A 16429-nucleotide genomic window follows, 5' to 3' on the forward strand; every position below is an offset into this window, starting at 1 on the left:
GTGGCGGCGATCCGTTACTTACGATGCTCCGGCACGTCGAGCGTGTCGATCTTGCGCAACTGCGGGAAGCCGAGCGCCCAGAGCACAGAGACCAGCAGCGTACCGGCACCGCCGAACGCCACGGCAAAGACCGCGCCGAAGCCCGACGCCATCATGCCGGCCCGGAACTCGCCAAGCTCGTTGGACGCCCCGACGAACACCATGTTGACGGCATTGACGCGACCGCGCAGCTCATCGGGCGTCCACAGCGTGATCAGGATTTCGCGCACATAGACCGAAATCATGTCGGCAGCACCCATGACGACAAGCGCTGCGATCGATACCCACGGTGTTGCCGACAGACCGAAGACGACGGTGCCGAGACCGAAGAGCGCGACACCGGTGAACATCAGAATACCGGCGCGGTGGCGGATGGGGTGGGCGGCGAGCCAGACGGCCATACCGACGGCGCCGACGCCGGGCGCGGCGCGCAGCAACCCCAGCCCCCAGGGACCGAGATCAAGAATGTCGCGGGCAAAGACCGGCATCAGCGCGACGGCGCCGCCGAGTAGCACGGCGAAGAGATCGAGCGAGATCGCGCCCAGCACCACCTTCTCGGCCTTGATGTAGCGAAAGCCCGCCGTGATCGTCTCCCAGCTCTGCACCGGGGCTTTGGAACGCGCCGCCGGCTTCGGGATCGCAAACACCATCAGTGCCGCAGCGGCAAAGAAGCAGACACCGACCGCATAGGGAGCGATGGAGCCAAAACCGTAGATCAGGCCACCCGCAACCGGGCCGACGATCATCGCCGTCTGCCAGGACGTCGAGTTCCAGGCAATCGCGTTGGGCAGGTCTTCCGGCGGCACCAGGTTGGGCGCCAGCGATTGCGAGGCGGGCGCCAGAAAGGCCCGTTCGATGCCGAACACGACCAGGATCGCGTAGACAGGCCAGGGCGAGAAAAGCCCGGTGATCGTCAGCATGAGCAGCGCCACGGCGCACAACGTGCTGACAACCATGCAGATACCCATGATCATGCGCCGGTTATAGCGATCGGCGACCGAGCCGGTGACGAGGATCAGCACCAGCGATGGCAGGAACTGGAAAAGCCCGATCAAACCCAGATCGAACGGATCGCGCGTCAGGTCGTAGATCTGCCAGCCCACCGCGACCGAAATGATCTGGATGGCGAAGTAGGCAAGGAAGCGCGAGAAGAAGTAACGCCGGTAGCCGATATGCCGGAAGGCGGCGAAACGGTGCGTGGCATGAACGGCGGCCATGGGGAAAGCGCTCCTCGATGAGACCGATCTTTGTCCGACCCGTGTTAAACATGATGGCGTAGAGCAAATCGGCGTACTTGCTCGTTTAGGTCTCAATGTCTACATGTCTGTCAATAACGATTTGGAGACCGGCATGATTGCTGTCATCGGCACCTTGAACTTTATCATCAACATCGCGTGGTTTCTGATCATCGCGTCAGCCATCTTTTCCTGGCTCTACGCGTTCAACGTCATCAACGTGAACAACCAGGCGATCAACATGATCGGCCGCTCGCTCTACCAGCTGACCGAGCCGCTCTACCGTCCGATCCGCCGGGTCCTTCCCAACATGGGTGGCGTCGACCTTTCGCCGCTCGTGGTGCTGGTGATCCTCTATTTCATCCAGCTGTTCCTGAACACGACGATCGCGCCGGCCCTGCTGCGCTGATCTGTTGACGGGCCACGCGTTTACCGCCCACGACGATCACGTGCGCGTCACCGTCCGGCTGACACCGAACGGCGGACGCGACGGGATCGACGGGGTGGAGAGCGGCGCCGACGGGCAGGACCATCTCAAGGTCCGCGTGCGCGCCATTGCCGAAAAGGGCAAGGCCAACCAGGCCCTGATCGCCGTTCTCGCCAAGGCGATCGGTATCGCCAAGAACCGCATATCCTTCATTTCAGGCGAAACGCAGCGCAAAAAAATCCTCCGGATCGATGCCGACCCGGAGGATGTTTTAGAGCGACTTGCCGAACTGGCCGGCAAATGAGCTGACGCTTACTTCTTTTCGTTCGCAGCGCGCTCGACAGCTTCCTTGATCAACTGCTTGGCGACGGCGGCATCCTTCCAGCCAAAAATCTTGACCCACTTGCCGGGCTCCAGATCCTTGTAGTGCTCGAAGAAGTGCTCGATCTGCTTCAGCGTGATTTCCGGCAGGTCGGTGTATTCGTGGACCTTGTCATAGCGCTGCGTCAGGTGGCCCGACGGAACCGCGATGATCTTTTCGTCCTTGCCGGAGTTGTCTTCCATCATCATCACGCCGATCGGGCGAACGTTGATGACGCAGCCCGGAACCAGCGGACGGGTGTTGCAGATCAGAACGTCGATCGGGTCACCATCGTCGGAAAGCGTGTGCGGAACGAAACCGTAGTTCCCCGGATAGTGCATCGGCGTGTAGAGGAAACGGTCGACGACGAGCGTGCCGGCTTCCTTGTCCATCTCGTACTTGATGGGATGGCCGCCAACGGGAACCTCGACGATCACGTTGACATCTTCTGGTGGATTCTTTCCGATGGAAATCGCATCAATGCGCATGGACTAACTCCAGGGTCGGTTGGGACGTTTGCCCGTCGGATAAAGGGAAACATGCCGCGATGCAATATAACTTTCGTCCGCAGCACAGATTCAACCGCTCGGTTTGCCATGTCCGCACGGCCGGCACGGTTCGCCAAATCCTGTCGAAGGGAAGCCAAGATGAACGGAAGGGTTGCATGCCTGACGCTGATGCTTGCGTCTGCAGGCCCTGTTATCGCCAATGACAGCGTCTATGTCGACGTCAGTCGCGACAAGTGCCGGACGATCGCCGAGGAGCCGGGCATTTATGCCCTGATGTCCTGCCCAGGCTACCGTGATTATCCCGTGCATTTGAAGGAGATCGATGTGCGCCAAAGCGTCTCCTTCGGCCACATCGGCAAGGACTATCTCGAAGGCGCGTTCGAAAGCTTCATCCCCTTCAACCATGCCGGCACCGTGGTGGAATGGCGCGTGGCCGAGGGCGGCTTAGCGGTTGCCACGATCCTGCGCTGGACGATCGAGAACGCCGACCCGAAGACCGCAGAGGCAGTGCCGGCGCTGGAGGGACAGGTTCTCGTCGTCTCCAAGGTGGCGGAAAAGAGCGATGGCAAGGGCTGCGTCGTCGGCTATGTCGATGCGCTTGCCAATCCGGACCCGAACGCGATCGCCCGGACGGTCGCCGACGAAGTGGCGCCGTCATTTCGCTGCGGCGTCGACCAGCCGGCCTTCCACGGCAAACGCGGCGACAAGGCCGCCGAAACCACCAACGAACTGCCGGAATGATCTTCTAGGTGCCGCTATCGCCAGCGCCGGCAAGAGAGCCCCGCGCTCAGTTCCAGGCGAAGCCGACCTTCTTGAGGTGCTTGTCGCCGAAATCTTCCATGCCTTCGGCGATATCGCTGCCGCCGGCGCCCTGGAAGAACTGGTAGGCGTTATCACTGTCTTCGAGGCACCACACTACAAGTCCCCGGCAGCCGAGCGATCGCAGCAGGCTTTTGGCCTCGCCGAAGAGAACCCGACCAAGGCCGATGCCCTGATATTCAGGGCGCAGGTAGATCTCGTAGATTTCGCCTTCCTGCGGCAGCGACTTGGCGCGGCTGAGACCGAGCGTCGCGTAGCCGGCAATCGTTCCTGCCACATCGACGACCAGCAGGGTCGCCGGACCGCGCGTCGCCTTGCGCCACCAGACCTCGTCGCGACGATTGACCATCTGGACCAGCGGGCGGTGCGGAATGATGCCGCCATAGGTCTGCAGCCACGAAACGCGGTGCACGTCGGCAATTGCCGCCGCCTCCTGCGGTTCTCCGGGCCTGACCTCGATCGAAACAGTCTTCATGACTCACGACTCTAAACACACACAGGGCGAACAGGAATCCCGCCCGGGAGCCGCGTCGCGTTAACCCACAGGCAACTTTAACGGCATCCTGTCGAAGGTTAACGCCTTTTTAACTTTATCCGCAAGCCGCACCCCGCTGGCACACACAGCAAAAAACCCCGGATTGCTCCGGGGTTTCGAAATTTGCAGTTTATGGTCGGCTCGGCTTATGCAGCGCCGGCCGTGCGCGACTTCTCGAAGCGCTTACGGTCGTTCGAGTCGAGATACATCTTGCGAAGACGGATCGACTTCGGCGTCACTTCGACGAGCTCGTCATCCTGGATCCAGGACAGGGCGCGCTCCAGCGTCATGCGGATCGGCGGGGTCAGCTTGACGGCTTCGTCCTTGCCCGATGCGCGCATGTTGGTGAGCTTCTTGCCCTTCAACACGTTGACTTCGAGGTCGTTGTCGCGCGTGTGGATGCCGATGATCATGCCGGCATAGACCTTCTCGCCGGCTTCGATGATCATCGGGCCGCGGTCTTCCAGGTTGAACATGGCGTAGGCGACCGATTCGCCTGCGTCGTTGGAGAGCAGCACCCCGTTGACGCGGCCGCCGATCTCACCCTTGTACGGCTGGTAGGCGTGGAACAGACGGTTCATGACCGCCGTGCCGCGCGTATCCGTCAGGAGTTCCGACTGGTAGCCGATCAGGCCGCGGGTCGGAGCGAAGAACACCAGACGGACGCGATTGCCGCCGGACGGACGCAGCTCGACCATCTCGGCCTTGCGCTCGGACATCTTCTGAACGACGACGCCGGAATGCTCTTCATCGACGTCGATGACCACTTCTTCGATCGGCTCGAGCAGCTGGCCATCGTCGTCCTTGTGCATGACCACACGCGGACGCGAAACGGCCAGTTCGAAGCCTTCGCGACGCATGGTTTCGATCAGAACCGCGAGCTGCAATTCGCCGCGACCGGACACGAAGAACGAATCCTTCTCGGAGGATTCCTCGATCTTCAGCGCAACGTTGCCTTCGGCTTCCTTGAACAGACGGTCGCGGATGACGCGGCTCGTGACCTTGTCGCCTTCGGTGCCGGCAAGCGGGCTGTCGTTGACGATGAAGGACATGGTGACGGTCGGCGGGTCGATCGGCTGCGCGGTCAGCGCTTCGGTGACCGACGGGTCGCAGAACGTGTCGGCGACGGTGCCCTTGGTCAGGCCGGCGATGGCGACGATGTCACCCGCATGCGCTTCGTCGATCGGCTGGCGCTCGATGCCGCGGAAGGCGAGGATCTTCGAGATACGGCCGGTTTCGAGCAGCTTGCCGTCCTGGCCGAGAACCCGGACCGGCTGGTTCGGCTTCAGCGAACCGGAGTGGATGCGACCGGTGATGATGCGGCCGAGGAAGGGGTTTGCTTCCAGGATCGTGCCGATCATGCGGAACGGACCTTCGGCAACCGTCGGCTCGGGAACGTGCTTGAGCACGAGGTCGAGAAGCGGCGCCATGCCCTGGTCCTTCGGACCCTCAGGCGCAACGTTCATCCAGCCATCGCGGCCCGAACCGTAGAGGATCGGGAAGTCGAGCTGCTCGTCGCTGGCATCGAGGTTTGCAAAGAGGTCGAAAACTTCGTTGATGACTTCTTCGTGGCGTCCGTCCGGACGGTCGATCTTGTTGATCGCGACGATCGGCTTCAGGCCGACCTTCAGCGCCTTGCCGACGACGAACTTCGTCTGCGGCATCGGGCCTTCGGAGGCGTCGACGAGAACGATGGCGCCGTCCACCATCGACAGGATGCGCTCGACTTCACCGCCGAAGTCGGCGTGGCCGGGGGTGTCGACGATGTTGATGCGCACGCCCTTCCACTCGACCGACGTCGCCTTGGCAAGAATGGTGATGCCGCGCTCTTTTTCGATGTCGTTGGAGTCCATCACGCGCTCGGCAACGCGCTGGTTTTCGCGGAACGAGCCCGACTGCTTCAGAAGCTCGTCGACAAGGGTCGTTTTCCCATGGTCGACGTGCGCGATAATCGCGATGTTACGAATGCTCATTTTTCGTCTCGGAAGGTTTAGGGCACGCCCCAATGGGCCACGCCGCTTTTTCAATGGTCGGGCTCATACAGGTTTTTTTGCGATTGCGAAAGGGGGGCGCGCGCAAGAGCCTGACCCCGAAGTCCCGGCAGGCCATGGGTTTGCCACCGGAATGGGCCTTGCCAGCAGGGTTTGGAAAGGGATCGGTGAGGGCCCGAACGCTCATGCGACAGCAGCCGGATCGAGCGTCACCCGCCACAGTTCCTGGTCCTGCCGATCCATCAGCCGCACCGTCATCTGCTTCGTCTGGCCGTTGATATCGACGATGCCGAAGAACTGCAGGCCGGCCGAAGGCGGCAGGTTGCTGTCGACGCCGCCACCCGACGCCTTGATGAAGCGGACGTCGGGGCCGAACGTCATGTCCAGCTCCTTCGGGCCGTAGGTGCCGGAATGCAGGGGACCGGAGACGAACTCCCAGAACGGGAGGAAATCCTTGAACGCCGCCCGTGACGGATCGTAGTGATGCGCCGCCGTGTAATGGACATCAGCCGTCAGCCAGACGAGGTTGTCGATGGCATTATCCCTGATGAAGCGCAGCAGATCCGCAAACTCGGTCTCCCGGCCCATGGGCGGGCCATCGTCGCCGTTGGCAATGGCATCGGATCCGCGCCGGTTGGCATAGTCGTCCCAGACGACGAGGCCGATCGGCATGTCGCAGGCGATCACCTTCCACACGGCACGCGAAGCGGCAAGCTCCCGCTTCAGCCAGTCCGCCTGCCGCCAGCCGAACAGGCCGCCGTCGCCCTCCCCCTGGTTGGGGCCGCGATAGGATCTGAGATCGACGAAAAAGACATCGAGCAGCGGACCATAGGCGATCTTGCGGAAGATGCGGCCGGGCTCGGTCGGGATGTTGCGGATCGGCGTCATCTCGTTGAACGCCCGGGCGGCGCGGGCCGCATAGACGCCGACGTCCTTTTCCGGATAGCGCGGATCGTCTCTGAGGTCCGTGGAGGCCGACCAGTTGTTCAGCACCTCATGGTCGTCCCATTGATAGAAGGTCGGGCAGACGGCGTTGAGCGCGCGCACATGGGCGTCGAGCAGGTTGTATTTCCACTGGCCGCGATATTCCTCGATCGTGCGCGCCACGTCGCGCTTCTCGTGGGTGACCACCCGGTTCTTCCACACGCTTCCGTCGCGCAAGGATATCTCGTCGGGAATGGGATTGTCGGCATAGATCGTGTCGCCGGAGTGGATGAAGAAGTCCGGCTCGTGCAGACGCATGGTGGAATAGGTCTTCATGCCGACATCGTCGATGCCCCAGCCCTGGCCGGCCGTGTCGCCGGACCAGACGAAGCGGATCGAGCGCTTGCGCAAGGGCGCCGTGCGAAACCGGCCGGTCACCGGTTCGGACACTCGATTGACGTCGTAAAGATCGGTCGCGACGAAACGGTAAAAGATATCCTGGTCGGGCAGCAGGTTTTCGAGCGAACACTTCACCGCACAATCCGTCTGCGGTGTCGCGGTGAGATCGGCAAGGCGGACCGAATTGGAAAAGCTCTCGGTTGTCGAATACTCCACCGCCACCCGCGAGGGCCTGTCGACCCGTGTCCATACCATGCCCGAGCTTGTGTCGACATCGCCTGACTGAACCCCATGGATGAATTCCGGCCGGCCATAGCCGCGGGCATAGAATGGCGTGGCAAGGCCGGAAGACGCGACAAGGCCGGCGGCACCGGCCGATAGAAGGAAGGAGCGGCGCGACAGCGTGCTGAGAATTTCGGCCAAACAAGCCTCCGGTTCGAACCTCGCGAAAGCGGGGTTTTCGCGAACCGGACCTTTGGCTGTTCTGATGTCAGCGACTTAACAGCCGCGTGAAAGAATTTGAACGGTTTGACGACAAATCGGTGAAGGCAAGGTCGAGCACCGCTTTACGGTAAGCCGCCACGCCGCTGTCGTACGGTCTCATTTTCCGCAACCTGGCGCCTTGACGGCACGCCGACGGGAACACTAAGGGTAGCGGCGACGGTTCCCCCAAGGATGACTCCGACGGGGATTAATAGGGAACACGGTGAGGACGACCCAAAAGGGACCGAGACCGTGGCTGCCCCCGCAACTGTAAGCGGAATGCCGAACACCCCTCGTGGCGCGACAGCGCGCCATGCCACTGCGATCGCGCCAGGCGCGTTGCGGGAAGGCAGGTGAAAGGCGCCTGATCCGCGAGCCAGGAGACCTGCCGTCAAGCAGAAGATCCAGCGTCACGGGCGGGGTTGCCCGGAACAGGAGTTGTCCATGATCCGCATACCCGGCGGCTTTGCGCCCTCTTTTCCCGTCCTTCTCGACGTTTGCGATCGTTTGTCTCCCGAAATCCGGCCGGCCGGCTGTCGCCGCTTCGGCTGACCCTTCGCAAGCTCACGAGAAAAGAGAATTCCCTTGAAAGCCATTTTCAATGCCGTCGGGCGCTATTGCCCATCCCTTGCCGTTTCCGTGTCCCTGCTTTTGACCGTCGCTCCCTCGACCGCTGTTGCGGCCGCGACGAGCTACCCCCTGACCTTAAAGAATTGCGGCCAGGAGGTTACCTTTAAGGCGGCGCCGACGCGCACCGCCTCGATCGGTCAGAGCACCACGGAAATTCTTTATCTTCTCGGCCTCGCCGACAAGGTGGTCGGCACCGCCGTATGGATCGGCCCTGTCATCGAGGGCTACGAGGACGTCAACGCCAAGGTGCCGCGGCTTGCCGACAACGACCCGAGCTTCGAAAGCGTCGTTGCCACCAAGCCGGATCTCGTCACCGCGCAGTTCCAATGGCATGTCGGGCCGGAGGGCATCGTCGCCACGCCGAAGCAGTTTGCCGAACTGTCGATCCCCGTCTATGTCTCGCCCGCCGATTGCGCCGCCAAGGACAACTCCGCCGGTGGCGACGGCGTGCGCCACAAATCCTTCTCGATGGAGCTGATCTACCAGGAGATATCAGAGCTTTCCGAGATCTTCGACGTGCAGGATCGCGGCGAGGCCCTGATCGCCAAGCTGAAGGCGCGCGAGGAAGCCGCCCGCGGCAAGATCGCCAATGCCGACGGCAAGCTGTCGGCGGTCTTCTGGTTCTCCAGCGCCGAGATGGACATCGATCCCTATGTCGCCGGCACCAATGGCGCGCCCGGCTACATCCTGTCGGCGCTCGGCATCAAGAACGTCGTGTCCACCGAAGAGGAATGGCCCACCATCGGCTGGGAAACCATCGCCAAGGCCGACCCGAAGATCGTGGTCATCGGCAAGATGGATCGCCGCCGCTTCCCCGCCGACGACTGGGAGCTGAAGATGAAGTTCCTGAAGTCGGATCCGGTCACCAGCCTGATGCCGGCGGTCAAGGCCGACCATATCGTCGTCATGGACGCCCAGGCGATGAACCCGACGATCCGAACCATCGAGGGCATCGAGGTGTTGGCCGACGCGGTCGAAAAAGCCGGCCTGGCGAAGTGAGGTCAGCCCCTCTGGCAATCAACCGCACGGGCGCCGTTTCGACGGCGCTCGCACTGCTTTTCCTTGCGCTGGCACTGGGCGCCGCCATCGGCGAGACCGCCATTCCGCTCGACGTCGTCGGCAAGACCGTTGCCAACCGCCTGTGGGGCGCCGGATACCCGCTCGATGCGATCGACGAGGGCATCGTCTGGAACTATCGCCTCAGCCGCGCTGTGGTGGCCGCCTGCTGCGGCGCAGCGCTTTCGCTCTGCGGAGTGGTGCTGCAGGCCCTGCTCAGGAACGCGCTCGCAGACCCCTATATCCTCGGCATTTCCGCCGGCGCATCGACCGGCGCGGTCGCCGTCGCCATTCTCGGCATTGGCGCGGGCATGCTGACGCTGTCGCTCGGCGCCTTCCTCGGGGCAGTCTTCGCCTTTGCCCTGGTCTCGCTGCTGGCGCTCAGGGCCGGCCGCGGCACCGGCGCCATCATTCTTGCCGGCGTCGCCGGCTCCCAGCTCTTCAACGCGCTCACCTCCTTCATCGTTACCAAATCGGCCAATGCCGAGCAGGCCCGCGGCATCATGTTCTGGCTGCTCGGCAATCTCTCCGGCGTGCGCTGGCCGGATGTGGCGCTGGCACTGCCGGTGGCGCTCGGCGGCCTGCTTGTCTGCCTCTGGCACGCCCGCGCGCTCGACGCCTTCACCTTCGGCGCGGAATCGGCCGCTTCGCTCGGCATCCCGGTCAAGCGGGTCTATGTCATCCTGATTTCGGCAACGGCCCTGATGACGGCGGTCATGGTCAGCATCGTCGGCTCCATCGGCTTCGTCGGCCTGGTCATCCCGCATGCTGCACGCTTCCTTGTCGGCGTGCGCCACGGCCTGCTGCTGCCGGCCGCGGCCCTTGCCGGCGCAATCTTCATGATAGCGGCCGATATATTGTCGCGTGTCATCATTCCCGGGCAGGTGCTGCCGATCGGCGTGATCACGGCACTTGTCGGCGCGCCGGCCTTCGCCCTGATCCTCAGCCGCGGGAGGGCGGCATCATGAGCCTCAGGGCCGAGACCGTCTCCTGGTCGGCCGGCGGCCGGCTGATCGTCGATGCCGTCGATCTCGAGGTCGTGCCGGGCGAGTTTCTCGGCATCATCGGCCCGAACGGATCCGGCAAGACCAGCCTGATCTCGCTGCTCGCCGGTATCCGCCCGCCAAAATCCGGCATCGTCAGCCTCGAAGGGCGTCCGCTCGCCAGGACGACCCGGCGCGACATCGCCCAACGCATCGCGCTGGTCGAGCAGCAGGCGGAAACCACCGAACGCATCACCGCCCGCCAGGCAGTCGAACTCGGCCGCACCCCGCACCTCGGCGCGCTTTCGCCCTGGTCGAGCCGCGATGCCGATATCGTCGAGCGGGCGCTCGCGCACGTGGGCATGAGCGATCTTGCCGGTCGCATGTGGCACACGCTTTCCGGAGGCGAGCGTCAGCGATTGCACATCGCCCGGGCGCTGGCGCAGCAACCGCAGATCCTGCTGCTCGACGAGCCGACCAACCATCTCGACATCCACCACCAGATCGGCCTGCTCGAACTCGTGCGCGGGCAGAAGCTGACGGTCGTGGCGGCGCTTCACGATCTCAATCACGCCGCCGTCTTCTGCGACCGCATTGCCGTCATGGATCGCGGCCGCATCGTTGCCATCGGCACTCCGACTGACATCCTGACGGAGGACCGCATTCTCGCCGTCTTCGGCGTCACGGCGACGGTGGAGATCGACGAGGATGGCTCATGCTTCGTGCGCTATCGGCGCCCGCGGCCAAAACTGCAGCTAATATCCGACACCACAAAGAGACATGACCATGCGCGCTAGGATCGCCGCCACCCTCATTGCCTTCGGGCTTGCCGCCACCCCGACCCTTGCCGAGACCATCGAAGTCAAAATGCTCAATCGCGGCGAAAACGGCTCGATGGTGTTCGAGCCCGACTACGTCGAGCTGAAGCCCCGCGACAGCGTCAAGTTCCGGGTCGGGCACAAGAGCCACAACTCCGCCTCGATCGACGGCATGACCCCTGCCGGCTATCCCGGCTTCAAGGGCCAGATCAACGAGGAAATCGAAGTCACCTTCGAGACATCAGGCTTCTACGGCATCAAGTGCTCGCCGCATTTCGCCATGGGCATGGTGATGCTCATCAAGGTCGGCGAGGCCGAACTGACCGATGCCATCCGCAAGGCCGAGGTCCCCGGCCGTGCACGCGGCCGCTTCGATGCGATTTTCGCCCGGATCGACCAGGTGAAAGCGGCCCAATGAGCGGGACGGCCGAGGCAACGGGATCCGCCGTTCGGAAAAACATCGATCTCAAGGACGAGATCCGCGACTACTGGTCGAAGCGTTCCGAAACCTTCGACCTCGCCTTCGGCCATCGCATCCCGCCGGGTCCGGAATTTGCCGCCTGGCAGCAACCGGTGCGCGCCTTTCTCGGGGAAGAGCCGCTGCACGTGCTCGAACTCGCCTGCGGCACCGGCGAGGTGACGCGGCTGATCCACGACCTTGGCCATGACGTCACCGCGCTTGATTTCTCCGAGGCGATGCTTGCCGTTTCCAGGAAAAAGCATGCCGGCAAGCCCCGGCTGCGTTTCCTGCTTGCCGATGCGGAAAACACCATGGAGCCGGACGAGCGTTATGATGCCATTGTCTGCCGCCATCTCGTGTGGACACTGACTGAGCCGCAGGCGACGCTTGGCGAATGGTTCCGGCTCTTGAAGCCCGGCGGCAAGCTGCTGGTCTTCGACGGCGACTGGGCAAAGCCGACCACTGTGGGGCGGCTCGCGTCCCTGGCGATCCGCGGGATCGACCGGGTGATCGGGCCCGACAATCACTACGATGGCGCGCTCAGCGATCGCCACGCCGCCATCATGCAGGACCTACCCTTCGGCAGCGGCCTCACGGTCGAAACCCTGCTGCCAATGCTCAAGGCTGCCGGCTTCGGAACGATCGAACGCCAATCCCACCGGCCGATCGCTGCCGCACAGCGCAGGACCGCAAACCTGCGCAACTGCCTGCGCACCTTCGTCTACCGCCGCTTCATTGTCTGCGCCCGCAAACCCGGCTGACGAGCCGGGTTTGCGTAAGGCTGCGTGCCGGCATCCGCATGGCATTTGCCGAAAGCCCTGCTATGAAGATGCTCGTCCATGGCCATGGCTCTGCGCCCAGCCGAGGACGCAACGCTTCAACGCGCCGCCCGGCGACCGCAGATACCGGCAGGTTCCTCATCGTGTCCCAATCGACCACTCCCGCACGCGACCATCTCGAACGGATCCTGGCAAGGCTCGATGCCCGTCGGGACAGCGAAAAGGCCTATGTCACTCTCTATGCGCAAAGCGCCCGCGCCGAGGCCGATGCTTCCGATCGCCGCCGGCAGAAAGGCACCACGCTCGGGCCGCTCGACGGCAGGATCGTGTCGATCAAGGACCTCTTCGACATCATCGGTGAACCAACGCTCGCCGGCTCGATCATCAAGCGCACGGCGCCAGCGCCGCAAAGGGATGCCGTCATCGTCGAGCGCTTGCGCGCTGCCGGCGCCGTGATCGTCGGCAAGACCCACATGACCGAATTCGCCTTCACCGCGGTCGGTCTCAATCCGCATTACCCTGTTCCCGGCAACGCGACCGATGAAAGCCTGATCCCCGGCGGCTCGTCGTCGGGCGCTGCGGTTGCGGCCGCCGAAGGCACCTGCGACATCGCCATCGGCTCCGACACCGGCGGCTCCGTGCGCATCCCGGCGGCACTCAACGGTCTTGTCGGCTTCAAGCCGACCGCAAGCCGCGTGCCGCTCGATGGCGCCTTTCCGCTTGCGCCGAGCCTTGATTCGATCGGTCCGCTCGGCCACACCGTCGAGGATTGCGCCGCGGCCGATGCCGTCATGGCCGGGGAGCCGGCGAGCGCGCTTGTCCCCCGACCGTTGACGGGCCTGCGCATCGGCCTGCCGCGCGGCCAGCTTCTGGCCGGTCTCTCGACCGCGGTCGCAGACGCGTTTGCAGCCAGTCTTGAGCGCCTCGCGGCCGCCGGCGCCGTGCTTGTCGATTGCCGCATCGACGATCTCATCGATCGCTTGCGCAGGGCAACCGCGATCGGCTCGATCGCCGGACTTGAGGCAAGCAGGCTGCATGCCGAGTGGCTGCCAGACCGGGACGCGCCGGTCGATGTCAGGGTCACGTCGACGCTCCGGCGGCGCTTGCTGACGCCGCAGGCCGCACTCGACGCGCTGCTTGTGACAAGAGCGGATCTCGCGCAGGCAATGGATGAAAGACTGTCGGCCTACGACCTCATCGTCCTGCCGACGACGCCGATCGCCGCGGTGTCGATCGCCTCCGTGGAGGCGGACGAAGCGGAATATGACCGCGTCGAGGGCCTGCTCCTGCGCAATTGCCAGGTCGCAAACCAGTTCGACCTCACCGCCATAACCCTGCCGATGCCGGGCGTGACCCGGCCAGCTGGCCTGATGTTGATGGGCAGGAACGGAACGGACAGGACGCTGCTGGCGATCGCGGCCACGGTCGAAGCGGTCTTGCGCGACAAGCCAAGCGGCGAGCACGGAGCCTGAGCGCAAAGGTTGGAGGGGTCGAAGCCGACCCGGTCCCCGCATGAAATGCCGTCGGAAAGCCGCAGCGCTTGGGCGCGACGACGCGCTTCGGCTCAGTGCATCGTTTCGCCGGAAACCTCGTCACGAAGGATGCGGAACGCATCCTCGAGGGCTGCGACCAGCACGTTGGTCAACTCTTCGCCGTCATTGTTGCTGAGGAACAGGGCAACGGTCGCATCCTGCGGATCGGTATAGTGCTCGACATCGTTTGACATATCATCGTCCTTTGTTCGCCGTGTCACATCCCCGGCTCTTGGTGCGATGATATGAAGACCGACTTGCGCAAGGCTGGATGACACGGCGGCATCCGCGCCCTCTTGCCCGTGCGCCACGCCAACAGGACGCTTGTCGCGCATCTTATCCGCATCGGGTGATTTCACTTGCGAGCCGGATGCTCTAGGAGGACGCGGGAGATGAACGCCGGAACTGAAAATGTCGAAGAAACCGAAACGCGACAACGCCCATGACGAGCAGCGATTGAAGGCAGAGTTTCCCGAACTTTACGGCGACGTGCTGGCGGGCAGGATCCCATCGCTGCGCAAGGCCCTTGTCATGGCCGGCCTGAAGGCGCAGCGCACCCGGCTCGAGAAACTGAAGAATTCCTGGGCAAAGGCAACCGCCGGCGAGCGCGAGGGATTTCTGACCTGGCTGACGATATCGGGCGCGCTGCCCGCCGTTTCTGCGGCATCAACCGTCGCGGCTGCCGCCCCCCTGCCGCCAGCCGGTGCCCCCATCGCCAGCGGCCGTTATCTGCTTCCCTCCACCATCACGCGGATCAGGGCGATCATGGCGAAGCGCCGGCTGAAGCCTGATGATGTCATGGCCGAGATGGGTTTCCTGTCCGACGGCCAGGCTCTTGCGCGGGCGCTGGCCAAGAACGCGAGCCTGAGGCTTGCGGTGATTGCCGGACTGGAGATGTGGCTGCGCGCGCACGAAGACTGACGGCGGCGGCGCGGCGGTGCGGGCATTCGTTGCCCTGCCGGAAAGCTGCGGCCGTCCATGTCCCGGGCCTCGTTTCGGAGGTTGCCAAGAACTGGCGCGATACATCCACAGGTGCTAATATTGCGCCGTCATGCAGAAATTCAGATGGTTCAGCGACCTCGGCGCGTCCGAAAGGGCGTATGGCGCAGTGGGTTTCTGGCGAACAAATCTCGCAGTCGATAATCAGATAAACGCGAATTGCTTCCAGCCAAGTGCCGCGCCTTCGAGCCCCCGCTCGATGAGCAGAGTCGTTTTTCGGCGACATCAACGTGGAGGAAAAGCCAATGGCCAGCAATCTTGTTTCCTACATTGCGCAGATGCTTACCCCTGACATGATCGCACGCATCGCCTCGATGCTGGGCCTCGACAGCAGCAAGGTACAGGGCGCCGTCGCCGCTGCCGTGCCTGCGTTGCTGGCTGGACTGACCGGCGTCGCCGCCCAGCCGGACGGCGCGCAGAAGATCGCCGATACCGCCAGGCAGCAGGGCGGCTCGCTCGACAATCTCATAGGCATGCTGTCGGGCGGCGACCAGACGTCGCTTGCCCAGAGCGGTTCGCAGATCATTTCCTCGCTGTTTGGCGCCAGCAACGGCAGCGCGCTGGCAAATGCCGTGGGCGGTGCGTCCGGCATCGATCAGCGGGCGAGCGGCTCGCTACTTGCAACGCTTGCTCCTCTCGTCATGGGCGGCCTCGCCCGGCAGAGCGGCGGAGACCTGAGCGCCAACGGCATCGCCGGATTGCTTGCCAGCCAGAAGGACAACATCGCCGCCGCATTGCCGCCAGGTGTCCGGGAAATGCTCGGAGGCACCGGCCTGCTCGGTTCGCTCGGCGCTTCGGCGCAGTCCGCTGCCAACTCCGCGACCCAGGCGGCCAACCAGGCTGCCCGCAGCGCCGCGGCCTCGGCTTCGGCAGCAAGTGCGGCGAGCCAGCGCGCGGCCGCGGCTGCGGTTCCAAGTTCGTCACGCAACTGGCTCTATTGGGTAATCGCAGCCCTCGTGCTTGCAGGGTTGCTGTTCTACCTCTTCGGTCGACCGGGTGAGCCGGTTACGCCCCAGGCCGGCACGCCCGAGCAGGTCACGCCGCAGGCCAGTACGCCGGCAGAAAGCCTCACAGTGGGCGGCATCGATGTCGGCCAGCAGGTGCGGGACGCCATGGCAAGCCTCCAGACGACGCTGACAGGCGTTACCGACGCCGCTTCCGCCACCGCGGCCGTGCCGAAGCTCGAGGAAGTCTCGACCGGGCTCGACAAGGTCACCGGCGTGGCAGGACAGCTCTCGGCCGGCCAGAAGGCGGCGCTTGCGGCGCTGATCACCCCGATGATGTCGACGCTCAACGGCCTGTTCGACAAGGTGCTCGCCATTCCCGGCGTTTCGGACGTCCTCAAGCCGACGATCGACGGGCTGAAGGCGAAGCTTGCGGCCCTCTCGGCCTGAATTGTTGCGATATCGACCGCAACGGGCGCGCCGCGCGCAGCGGCGACGCCCGTCCT

At 63.8% G+C, this 16429-nt stretch carries 17 protein-coding genes and 1 riboswitch; of the genes, 11 read left to right on the forward strand and 6 right to left on the reverse strand.

Going from position 1 to position 16429, the window contains the following annotated elements; all coding sequences use genetic code 11:
• Window positions 1-14: 14 nt before the first annotated feature.
• Entirely contained in the window at window positions 15-1256 is a 1242-nt protein-coding gene (locus RTP54_RS19630) for an MFS transporter (protein ID WP_312365272.1), read from the reverse strand.
• A 133-nt stretch (window positions 1257-1389) separates the two neighbouring features.
• Here RTP54_RS19630 and RTP54_RS19635 point away from each other — a divergent pair, with 133 nt between their 5' ends.
• Window positions 1390-1683 (forward strand): YggT family protein, encoded by a 294-nt coding sequence (locus RTP54_RS19635; RefSeq protein ID WP_025425107.1) that lies wholly within the window; start codon window positions 1390-1392, stop codon window positions 1681-1683.
• 4 nt (window positions 1684-1687) lie between these two features.
• On the forward strand, window positions 1688-2005 hold the full coding sequence (locus RTP54_RS19640; RefSeq protein ID WP_312365275.1) for a DUF167 domain-containing protein: 318 nt from the start codon (window positions 1688-1690) through the stop codon (window positions 2003-2005).
• An 8-nt stretch (window positions 2006-2013) separates the two neighbouring features.
• Here the strand turns inward: RTP54_RS19640 and ppa are convergent, their stop codons facing one another.
• Window positions 2014-2550 carry an inorganic diphosphatase gene (ppa, locus tag RTP54_RS19645; RefSeq protein ID WP_077500789.1) on the reverse strand — a complete coding sequence of 179 codons (537 nt, stop codon included), beginning with the start codon at window positions 2548-2550 and terminating at the stop codon, window positions 2014-2016.
• 159 nt (window positions 2551-2709) lie between these two features.
• On the opposite strand from ppa, the gene RTP54_RS19650 reads away from it, so the two are divergent.
• Window positions 2710-3312, forward strand: a complete 603-nt coding sequence (locus RTP54_RS19650; protein WP_312365277.1) for a hypothetical protein — start codon at window positions 2710-2712, stop codon at window positions 3310-3312.
• 46 nt (window positions 3313-3358) lie between these two features.
• On the opposite strand, the gene RTP54_RS19655 is transcribed toward RTP54_RS19650, so the two are convergent.
• The 3 genes from RTP54_RS19655 to RTP54_RS19665 form a co-directional block, all read right to left on the reverse strand.
• Complete coding sequence (locus RTP54_RS19655; RefSeq protein WP_112806451.1) at window positions 3359-3865, reverse strand: GNAT family N-acetyltransferase; 507 nt, start codon at window positions 3863-3865, stop codon at window positions 3359-3361.
• A gap of 206 nt (window positions 3866-4071) precedes the next feature.
• Window positions 4072-5898, reverse strand: coding sequence for a translational GTPase TypA (typA, locus tag RTP54_RS19660; protein WP_112806453.1), 1827 nt, complete (start codon window positions 5896-5898; stop codon window positions 4072-4074).
• A gap of 201 nt (window positions 5899-6099) precedes the next feature.
• Window positions 6100-7662, reverse strand: a complete 1563-nt coding sequence (locus tag RTP54_RS19665) for an alkaline phosphatase (protein ID WP_312365279.1) — start codon at window positions 7660-7662, stop codon at window positions 6100-6102.
• A gap of 221 nt (window positions 7663-7883) precedes the next feature.
• Window positions 7884-8130, forward strand: a riboswitch (cobalamin riboswitch).
• A gap of 237 nt (window positions 8131-8367) precedes the next feature.
• Between RTP54_RS19665 and RTP54_RS19670 the strand changes: the two genes are divergently transcribed.
• From RTP54_RS19670 to RTP54_RS19695, 6 genes are all read left to right on the forward strand, one after another.
• Window positions 8368-9351, forward strand: coding sequence for an ABC transporter substrate-binding protein (locus RTP54_RS19670; RefSeq protein WP_409517174.1), 984 nt, complete (start codon window positions 8368-8370; stop codon window positions 9349-9351).
• Window positions 9348-10376 (forward strand): FecCD family ABC transporter permease, encoded by a 1029-nt coding sequence (locus RTP54_RS19675; RefSeq protein ID WP_112815017.1) that lies wholly within the window; start codon window positions 9348-9350, stop codon window positions 10374-10376. Before RTP54_RS19670 ends, RTP54_RS19675 begins: the two co-directional genes overlap by 4 nt.
• Window positions 10373-11188, forward strand: a complete 816-nt coding sequence (locus tag RTP54_RS19680; protein ID WP_312365282.1) for an ABC transporter ATP-binding protein — start codon at window positions 10373-10375, stop codon at window positions 11186-11188. The genes RTP54_RS19675 and RTP54_RS19680 overlap by 4 nt, the downstream gene beginning before the upstream one ends.
• Complete coding sequence (locus tag RTP54_RS19685) at window positions 11178-11627, forward strand: pseudoazurin (protein WP_312365284.1); 450 nt, start codon at window positions 11178-11180, stop codon at window positions 11625-11627. Before RTP54_RS19680 ends, RTP54_RS19685 begins: the two co-directional genes overlap by 11 nt.
• Window positions 11624-12430, forward strand: a complete 807-nt coding sequence (locus tag RTP54_RS19690; RefSeq protein WP_312365286.1) for a class I SAM-dependent methyltransferase — start codon at window positions 11624-11626, stop codon at window positions 12428-12430. The genes RTP54_RS19685 and RTP54_RS19690 overlap by 4 nt, the downstream gene beginning before the upstream one ends.
• A gap of 161 nt (window positions 12431-12591) precedes the next feature.
• Complete coding sequence (locus tag RTP54_RS19695; RefSeq protein ID WP_312365288.1) at window positions 12592-13920, forward strand: amidase; 1329 nt, start codon at window positions 12592-12594, stop codon at window positions 13918-13920.
• A 92-nt stretch (window positions 13921-14012) separates the two neighbouring features.
• On the opposite strand, the gene RTP54_RS19700 is transcribed toward RTP54_RS19695, so the two are convergent.
• The gene (locus RTP54_RS19700) at window positions 14013-14174 is read right to left on the reverse strand and encodes a hypothetical protein (protein ID WP_312365290.1); all 162 of its coding nucleotides are present in this window, start codon (window positions 14172-14174) and stop codon (window positions 14013-14015) included.
• A 217-nt stretch (window positions 14175-14391) separates the two neighbouring features.
• Here RTP54_RS19700 and RTP54_RS19705 point away from each other — a divergent pair, with 217 nt between their 5' ends.
• The gene (locus RTP54_RS19705) at window positions 14392-14901 is read left to right on the forward strand and encodes a hypothetical protein (protein WP_312365292.1); all 510 of its coding nucleotides are present in this window, start codon (window positions 14392-14394) and stop codon (window positions 14899-14901) included.
• A gap of 323 nt (window positions 14902-15224) precedes the next feature.
• On the forward strand, window positions 15225-16373 hold the full coding sequence (locus RTP54_RS19710) for a DUF937 domain-containing protein (RefSeq protein ID WP_312365294.1): 1149 nt from the start codon (window positions 15225-15227) through the stop codon (window positions 16371-16373).
• The last annotated feature ends 56 nt before the right edge of the window (window positions 16374-16429 follow it).

Origin of the sequence: Ensifer sp. (genome assembly GCF_031989085.1) — a bacterium.
In the GTDB taxonomy this organism is placed as follows: domain Bacteria; phylum Pseudomonadota; class Alphaproteobacteria; order Rhizobiales; family Rhizobiaceae; genus Ensifer.

Excerpts from the sequence above, each read along its gene's own strand:
- RTP54_RS19710 (WP_312365294.1), top strand. The coding sequence starts at position 15,225 with ATGGCCAGCAATCTTGTTTCCTACATTGCGCAGATGCTTACCCCTGAC.
- RTP54_RS19650 (WP_312365277.1), top strand. The coding sequence starts at position 2,710 with ATGAACGGAAGGGTTGCATGCCTGACGCTGATGCTTGCGTCTGCAGGC.
- RTP54_RS19685 (WP_312365284.1), top strand. The coding sequence starts at position 11,178 with ATGCGCGCTAGGATCGCCGCCACCCTCATTGCCTTCGGGCTTGCCGCC.
- RTP54_RS19690 (WP_312365286.1), top strand. The coding sequence starts at position 11,624 with ATGAGCGGGACGGCCGAGGCAACGGGATCCGCCGTTCGGAAAAACATC.
- typA (WP_112806453.1), bottom strand. The coding sequence starts at position 5,898 with ATGAGCATTCGTAACATCGCGATTATCGCGCACGTCGACCATGGGAAA.
- RTP54_RS19680 (WP_312365282.1), top strand. The coding sequence starts at position 10,373 with ATGAGCCTCAGGGCCGAGACCGTCTCCTGGTCGGCCGGCGGCCGGCTG.
- RTP54_RS19655 (WP_112806451.1), bottom strand. The coding sequence starts at position 3,865 with ATGAAGACTGTTTCGATCGAGGTCAGGCCCGGAGAACCGCAGGAGGCG.
- RTP54_RS19705 (WP_312365292.1), top strand. The coding sequence starts at position 14,392 with ATGTCGAAGAAACCGAAACGCGACAACGCCCATGACGAGCAGCGATTG.
- RTP54_RS19700 (WP_312365290.1), bottom strand. The coding sequence starts at position 14,174 with ATGTCAAACGATGTCGAGCACTATACCGATCCGCAGGATGCGACCGTT.
- RTP54_RS19635 (WP_025425107.1), top strand. The coding sequence starts at position 1,390 with ATGATTGCTGTCATCGGCACCTTGAACTTTATCATCAACATCGCGTGG.
- RTP54_RS19630 (WP_312365272.1), bottom strand. The coding sequence starts at position 1,256 with ATGGCCGCCGTTCATGCCACGCACCGTTTCGCCGCCTTCCGGCATATC.
- ppa (WP_077500789.1), bottom strand. The coding sequence starts at position 2,550 with ATGCGCATTGATGCGATTTCCATCGGAAAGAATCCACCAGAAGATGTC.